Consider the following 5,594-nt stretch of genomic DNA (forward strand, 5'->3'; position numbering starts at 1 on the left):
CTTGCCAGCGAAGGCGGCACCGCAGCTCTCGCGCCCTACACCAGCTCGGCCCGGCGCAACTCGCTCTTGAGGTACGCATAGTAGATCGGCCCCGCCACCACCCCCGGCAAGCCGAACGCCGCCTCGAACACCAGCATCGCCAGCAGCAACTCCCACGACTTGGCCCGGATCTGCCCGCCCACGATGCGCGCGTTGAGGAAGTACTCGACCTTGTGGATGACGATCAGGTAGCCCAGCGCCGCCATCGCCACCCAGATCGACAGCGACAGGCCGACGATGGTGATCAGCGTGTTGGACATCAGGTTGCCGATCACCGGCAGCAGGCCGAGCAGGAAGGTCAGCACGATCAGGGTCTTGGTCAACGGCAGGTGCACGCCGAACAGCGGCAGCACCACCGCCAGGAACACCCCGGTGAACGCAGTGTTGAGCAGCGAGATCTTGATCTGCGCGAACACGATGTTGCGAAACGCCTGTACCAGCAGCGACAGACGCTCGAACAGCGCCCCGGCCAGCGGCTTGCGCTGGGTCAGGTCAGGGATGCGCTGCAACGCCACGATGGCGCCCAGGATCATGCCGATCAGCAAGGTCACGAACATGTGCGCCGCGCCCTTGCCCACCAGTTGCAGGTCTGCCAGGTGGGTCCTGAGCCACTCGCCGATGGCCACCTTGAACTCCGCCGCACTGGCCGGCAGGTAGGCGTCGATGAACGGCGGCAACTGCCCGCGTGCCTGGTCGACCAGCAGCATGAACTTGTCCAGCGACGCACCGGGGTTTTCCGCCTCATGCAGCAGGAAGCTGATCGCCCCGGCGAACAGCAGGGTCAGGGTGCTCACGATCAGCGTGCCGAGCAACGCCACCGCCAGCCAGCGCGCGCGCTGCCCGGCAATCAGGTGCTGCAGTTTGGGGGTCAGCATGTTGACCAGTTCGAACACCAGCAAACCGGCCAGCAGGCTCGGCAACAGCTTGAGCGGCAACACCAGCAACAGCCCGGCGAACACGATGATCCAACTCGCCAGGACGACTTGGCGCTGGGTAAAAGTCATACAACCTCGACAGGGTGAAGGACAGCAGAGACGGCAGTCTGCCAGCCTTCACCGGGCAGGCATAGAGGCACGCCGGGCGCAGCGCGCTGGTATTGCCCGGGCAATCTTTCTATGATGCCCGCCCCCAAAGGAATGGCGCGCCCCGGGCGCAGGTCGCTGGAGCGCGAATGCGAGCAAAGGATATCCTCGAAATACTGGTACCGATCTTCTGCGTGCTGGTCGCGTGGCGCGTCACGCCGATCTTCTGGCGCTTTTTCAAGGTCTGGTTCAATGGCATCAGGTACCGCTGCAGCGCCCGCCCGATACGCCAGTTGAGCGAGCAGGAGCGCGAGGCCCTGGCGTTTCTCGGCGGCCCGGCCTACCACTTTCGCGCGCTGGTTGGCGTCACCGACCTGCCCTGGAAGAAGCTCGCCCACGTCACCGGTAGGCGCGCCCAGGTGTATCGCCTGCAAGGCCCCCTGCAAACCTGGGGCTACGCGGTGCATCACTTCGGCGAAGTGCACCGCTGCATCCAGGGCGTGGAGGTGCACATGCCGCTGGAAAACATCGAAGACAAGACCGCACCGCACAACGTGGTCGAGGTGCTGTTCAGCAAGGGCGTTGCCATCATCCTCACCTGCAACGGGCGCCCCAGCCTGGTCGAGACGATGCACCACTGGCAGACCCTGCTGCTGCCGCCAGCTCAAGCCGATGCTGCCAAGCCCCATGCGTAAGTGGCTGCTGTGCGCGTTCGCAGTGCTGCTGGCAGGCTGCGAAAAGGACTTTCTGGTGCTGCATTTCCAGGCGCCGGTGGGCGACCTGTATTACGGCCAGCAGGTGCACTACACCTTTCGCGATTCGATCCGCGGCGTGCTGCAGGCGCGCAACATCCCCACCGACAGCCTGGTGATGGAAATGGACGCGTACAACGACAAGGTGCTGCACCTGCGCCTGGCCGACGACTCGCTCAGCCCCGCGCAACAGGAGGAGATCCGCGAGGTATTCGAAAGCATCCTGCCGGCACGCAACGCGGTCACCTTCAAGCTGCACATGCGCCTGGACACCGACCAGCTACAGGGGCTGGACATCAATCGCCGGCCCACTGGCGCCCCGCCCCGGCATTTCGACAAGGCCGTGCTGCGCCCACTGGAGCTGGCCATCGTGCTGGGCCGCGACTACAGCACGCCGCCGTTTCTCAACACGTTCCTGCGGGTACAGCCCGGCCAGGGCGACGAGATGCTCTGCACGCTGGAGACCTACCTCGCACCGGCACTGCCGTTCAATCTGCTCGGGTTCACACCGGGCGAGCCCGGCGCAGCGGAGCAAGGCCAGCTGCGCGTGCTCAGCCGCGACTTCCAGGCCGCCCAGGTGCCGGTGCAACTGAGCTTCCGTGACGCGGCGCTGCGCCGTCAGCTCGACGCTGGCCACCTGCGGGTGCTGCTTGCGGCCAAGGACTGGACCGATTTCACCGGCCCGGACAAGGACCGCCTGTACTTCGTGCTCGGCGCGCCGCTCCCTGCAACCGGTTCGCCCAGGGCCGATGCGGCCAACATGCACAGCGAGTGCAGCCGCCGCCTGCGCAGCCTGGGGCGCCCCTTCTCGTTCTTCCTCGGCGCCGGGGTGGACCGGCTGACCTATGTGGGGCTGGCGGCCGACGACTGAGCTCAGGCCGCCACGGCGGCGCCGGCCTTGGCCTGCAGCAGGTAGTCGCGAAACGCTTCGGGGTTGTCGATATTGAACCGCGCCAGCCGGCGCGAACCGCTGAAGTCGACGATCAGGCGGTTGCACAGCAGCAGGTTCTGCACCTTGACCTCGGTGACCTCGGCCACCGGCACCGCCACGCGGTAGTGCTTGCCGTCGAAGTAGCACACCTGGTCGCCCTCGACGCTGAGCGTGGTGGCCACGTCCGCACTGCAGAGGATGTTGAACAGGCCGCTGATGCTCAACAGGCCCATCAGGCCGAAGAACAGCACGTCGTTGACGCTGGTCCAGTAATTGAAGATGGCGATGCTGTAGAGGCCGAAAAGGCCAGCGCAGGTGGCCGACACGTAGAACAGCGTGCGTTGGCGCTTGAAGTTCAAGTCCGTTTTCATGGAGATCCCGTGTGTGAAACCCCGAGGGCGCTCGGGGCACGGGATGATGGGAGCAATTGCCCGGTGATTCAAGCGCACCGGCAATTGCTCGCACTGGCGTTCAACGTCGAGTCATTTTTTCTTCAGGCACGTACTCATGAACGCCTTGCGCTCGTCGCCCTTGAGCGCCTGGGTGGTGGCGTCCTTGTTGCAGAAGGTCATCTTCTCCTGCTGGGTCATTGGCTTGGCCGGTTCGGCCTTTTTCAGGCAGGTGCTCATGAATGCCTTGCGTTCGTCGCCCTTGAGCGCCTGGGTGGTGGCATCGGCGTTGCAGGTTTTCATCTTTTCCTGCTGGGCAGTGGCGGCAAAGCCTTGTGAACACATCAGCACACCCAGCAGCAACAGCGGCACACGCAACATTTTCATGGCGTTTTCTCCAGGTTGCCACGCCCTTCGCGCAGCCTCGACACCAGTGTAGACAAGAATTTTTACAGCCCCGCCGCCTTCAGCCGCGCCGCATGCTCCGTGAACAGCCTCACCGGCTGTGCGCCTTTGCCTACAGCCCCAAGCGACTGGTTGACGATGTCCAGGTGGTCGAGCGGGTAGTCGTCACCGATCACCTGGCCCAGGTGCGAGCTGAAACGCCCGACCATGCCGTCGCACTGGCCCGGCTCGCGCACGAAGGTGCGGGCGAACAGCCGGCAGAAGCGGTTGCTGCCATCGAAGCGGTTGCGCCCGCTGTCGGTGATGCCCGGCTGCAAGGTGCCTGACCATGAGTAGTAGCGTACACCGTTGACCTCGGCCGGGCCCTCGCCGCCCCAGGTCTGTGGCAGGCCCTGTGGATAACGCTGGTTGAACCGCGCCACGCCCTCAAAGGTCAGCGCCTGGTGCGAAGCGTGTACATCGATGGGCAAGCCAGCGCCGCGCCAGCCGGTCTCCAGCCAGCCCATCAGCCGCGCCAGGCCGTGCAGCAACAGCTTGAGCACGCGCCCGCGGGCAGTGTGGCCCGGGTAGTGTTGTTCAAGGTAGTCGGCCAGTTCCGAGCCGTGGTTGGGGCCGGCGATGGAGGTGACCGAGGCCACCCATTCCGGGCGTTTGGCCGCCGCATAGCGGGCGGTCAGTGCGCCCTGGCTGTGGCCGAGCAGGTTGACCTTGTCGGCGCCGGTGGTGCGCCGCAGGTCTTCGATGATGCGCAGCAACTGCTCGCCGCGTACCTCGTCGCCGTGAAGGGGCGATACCTGCACCGGGAACACCGTGGCGCCGCCACGGCGCAGGGCCCCGACGATGCCGAACCAGTAGGGGTACAGCACCAGGCGCACGAAACCGAGCATGCCCGGCACCAGTACCAGTGGATAACGCGTTGCAAGTGCTTGCGACGACATGGCGGCACTCCCCCGATCCGTGGAACGAACCCCACCCTACAGGCACAGCACTGGCAACTGCAATCGAACTCCCGGCACGCGCTGCGGTTCCAATCCAGTATCGGGCCACGAGGGCCTCAACGCGGGAGCGAGACCATGTACAAGCACGCCCTGGCAGCACTGCTGGCAAGCGCCACCCTGATCGGCTGCAGCAGCCGCCCGGAAAACCCGGTGGATCATGTGACCTATCGTCACGAGCCGCTGGTCAAGCAGGTCGAGAACGGCATGACGATGCAGCGCGTGATCGCCATTGGCGGCAGCCCCTCAAGCGTGATCGACCTGCCCCATGGCGGCACCTGCAACAACTACGTGCTCAACCGTGATGGCCATCAGCAGCCCTACTACGTGCGCTTCGATGCCACCGGGCATGTGGACAGCAAGGGCTTCAAGACCTGCGAGCAGCGCGAGCAGGATAAAGCGGTGTCTGGCACATAAAACTTTTTGCCGCGCGCGCCACTCACACCCTGTGCACCCGACGCGCCATAAGAGCGTGCCCCCCCCGTTTTCAGCTTGGAGAACATGATGAGCAACGTTGAACTGACCGATGTAAAGACCCTGCGCCAGCGCGCCCGCCAGAACGTCGAGGATGGCGCGGTCACCAAGGGCTACAGCGCCGACCGCGAGGAGATCCTGCGCCTGCTGAACGAGTCGCTGGCCACCGAGTGGGTCTGCGTGCTGCGCTACAAGCGCCATTACTTCATGGCCGAGGGGATCAAGGCGAATGTCGCCGCCGAGGAGTTCCTGGAGCATGCCAACCAGGAGATGGCGCATGCCGACAAACTGGCCGAGCGCATCGTGCAACTGGGCGGCGAGCCGGACTTCAACCCCGACAACCTGAGCAAGAACTCCCACGCGCAGTACGTGGCGGGCAAGAACCTCAAGGAGATGGTGCTCGAAGACCTGGTCGCCGAGCGGATTGCCATCGACAGCTACCGCGAGATCATCCAGTACATCGGTGAAAGCGACCCAACTACCCGACGCATCTTCGAAGACATCCTGGCCCAGGAAGAAGAGCACGCCGACGATATGGCCGATCTGCTCAAAGGTCTGTAAACCGCGCGGCCCCCTTCGCTGGCAAG

General features: G+C 64.7%; 8 protein-coding genes. 4 read left to right on the plus strand and 4 right to left on the minus strand.

Going from position 1 to position 5,594, the window contains the following annotated elements; all coding sequences use genetic code 11:
- Positions 1-35 precede the first annotated feature (35 nt).
- On the minus strand, positions 36-1,043 hold the full coding sequence (locus G3436_RS17485; RefSeq protein WP_163947404.1) for an AI-2E family transporter: 1,008 nt from the start codon (positions 1,041-1,043) through the stop codon (positions 36-38).
- 167 nt (positions 1,044-1,210) lie between these two features.
- Between G3436_RS17485 and G3436_RS17490 the strand changes: the two genes are divergently transcribed.
- Both G3436_RS17490 and G3436_RS17495 read left to right on the plus strand, forming a co-directional pair.
- Entirely contained in the window at positions 1,211-1,756 is a 546-nt protein-coding gene (locus G3436_RS17490) for a hypothetical protein (RefSeq protein ID WP_163947406.1), read from the plus strand.
- A complete protein-coding gene (locus tag G3436_RS17495) occupies positions 1,749-2,684 on the plus strand; it encodes a hypothetical protein (RefSeq protein ID WP_163947409.1) in 936 nt (311 codons plus the stop codon). The genes G3436_RS17490 and G3436_RS17495 overlap by 8 nt, the downstream gene beginning before the upstream one ends.
- 2 nt (positions 2,685-2,686) lie before the next feature.
- On the opposite strand, the gene G3436_RS17500 is transcribed toward G3436_RS17495, so the two are convergent.
- The 3 genes from G3436_RS17500 to G3436_RS17510 form a co-directional block, all read right to left on the minus strand.
- Positions 2,687-3,115 (minus strand): hypothetical protein, encoded by a 429-nt coding sequence (locus tag G3436_RS17500; protein ID WP_163947411.1) that lies wholly within the window; start codon positions 3,113-3,115, stop codon positions 2,687-2,689.
- Positions 3,116-3,226: 111 nt separating this feature from the next.
- The gene (locus G3436_RS17505; RefSeq protein WP_163947414.1) at positions 3,227-3,520 is read right to left on the minus strand and encodes a PsiF family protein; all 294 of its coding nucleotides are present in this window, start codon (positions 3,518-3,520) and stop codon (positions 3,227-3,229) included.
- 62 nt (positions 3,521-3,582) lie between these two features.
- On the minus strand, positions 3,583-4,476 hold the full coding sequence (locus tag G3436_RS17510; protein WP_163947417.1) for an esterase/lipase family protein: 894 nt from the start codon (positions 4,474-4,476) through the stop codon (positions 3,583-3,585).
- Between the two features lie 135 nt (positions 4,477-4,611).
- On the opposite strand from G3436_RS17510, the gene osmE reads away from it, so the two are divergent.
- Both osmE and G3436_RS17520 read left to right on the plus strand, forming a co-directional pair.
- The gene (gene osmE / locus G3436_RS17515) at positions 4,612-4,950 is read left to right on the plus strand and encodes an osmotically-inducible lipoprotein OsmE (protein WP_163947420.1); all 339 of its coding nucleotides are present in this window, start codon (positions 4,612-4,614) and stop codon (positions 4,948-4,950) included.
- 87 nt (positions 4,951-5,037) lie between these two features.
- Entirely contained in the window at positions 5,038-5,568 is a 531-nt protein-coding gene (locus G3436_RS17520; RefSeq protein WP_163947422.1) for a ferritin-like domain-containing protein, read from the plus strand.
- The last annotated feature ends 26 nt before the right edge of the window (positions 5,569-5,594 follow it).

The organism is Pseudomonas brassicae (assembly GCF_010671725.1).
GTDB classification, from domain to species: Bacteria; Pseudomonadota; Gammaproteobacteria; order Pseudomonadales; family Pseudomonadaceae; genus Aquipseudomonas; species Aquipseudomonas brassicae.

Coding starts and splice junctions, on each gene's coding strand:
- G3436_RS17485 (WP_163947404.1), bottom strand. CDS start 1,043: ATGACTTTTACCCAGCGCCAAGTCGTCCTGGCGAGTTGGATCATCGTG.
- G3436_RS17490 (WP_163947406.1), top strand. CDS start 1,211: ATGCGAGCAAAGGATATCCTCGAAATACTGGTACCGATCTTCTGCGTG.
- G3436_RS17495 (WP_163947409.1), top strand. CDS start 1,749: ATGCGTAAGTGGCTGCTGTGCGCGTTCGCAGTGCTGCTGGCAGGCTGC.
- G3436_RS17500 (WP_163947411.1), bottom strand. CDS start 3,115: ATGAAAACGGACTTGAACTTCAAGCGCCAACGCACGCTGTTCTACGTG.
- G3436_RS17505 (WP_163947414.1), bottom strand. CDS start 3,520: ATGAAAATGTTGCGTGTGCCGCTGTTGCTGCTGGGTGTGCTGATGTGT.
- G3436_RS17510 (WP_163947417.1), bottom strand. CDS start 4,476: ATGTCGTCGCAAGCACTTGCAACGCGTTATCCACTGGTACTGGTGCCG.
- osmE (WP_163947420.1), top strand. CDS start 4,612: ATGTACAAGCACGCCCTGGCAGCACTGCTGGCAAGCGCCACCCTGATC.
- G3436_RS17520 (WP_163947422.1), top strand. CDS start 5,038: ATGAGCAACGTTGAACTGACCGATGTAAAGACCCTGCGCCAGCGCGCC.